The following is a 593-nucleotide window of genomic DNA, read 5'->3' as shown; positions in this document are numbered from 1 at the left end:
GCCCGGCGTACTGCGCCGCTGTCGGGGATAATCTTCAGTTCGTACTGAACCGGCTTTTCCAGCGGCGGCAGTACGTAAAGCTCAGCGGTGACCGGGCGCTGTTTCTCGATGTACACCCGCACCTCTTCGCAGGCGGCTGCGCTGGGAATGGGATCTAGATCGCCGTCGCGGACGAAGAACAAACCAACCGTGCCCGGCCCCATCCAGTGCCGCACAAGCCAGGCACGGGTGACGCCCGGGACTTCCAACGCCCAGGTCACATAGTCATCTTGGTTGCCGCCGTGAGGGATCACCTGATACGAGCGAATCACTCGGGCGCGCAGCGCCTCAATGCTCTCTTGTTCGGTACCGCCCTGCAGGCCAGGCGCATCGACAGTCACCGTGTCATTGATGCCCAGCACCGGGGAGATCAAGCGCAGGATCGTACCGGCTGGGGTATTACCCAACTGGCCGGCCTCCAAGGCTTCCAGCTTGACCGTGCCGCTCTGACCGGCCAAGACAACGCTGGCCGTCACGCGAAAGCGCACACCGTCATCACGCTGCAGCAGCACGCCTGCATCGAGCAGCGCCGAGGCAGCACCGGTAAAGGTCGC

General features: G+C 63.7%; 1 protein-coding gene. It reads right to left on the bottom strand.

Annotated features, from left to right (window positions below; genetic code table 11):
- Positions 1 to 593, bottom strand: a 593-nt coding sequence (locus tag UIA24_RS23095) for a baseplate J/gp47 family protein (RefSeq protein ID WP_330524051.1), incomplete at both ends; no start/stop codon positions are given.

The organism is Pseudomonas sp. AL 58 (assembly GCF_036348395.1).
In the GTDB taxonomy this organism is placed as follows: Bacteria; Pseudomonadota; Gammaproteobacteria; order Pseudomonadales; family Pseudomonadaceae; genus Aquipseudomonas; species Aquipseudomonas defluvii.
Note: the sequence above shows the minus strand (reverse complement) of the source record. Positions and strands in the feature narration are given on the sequence as shown.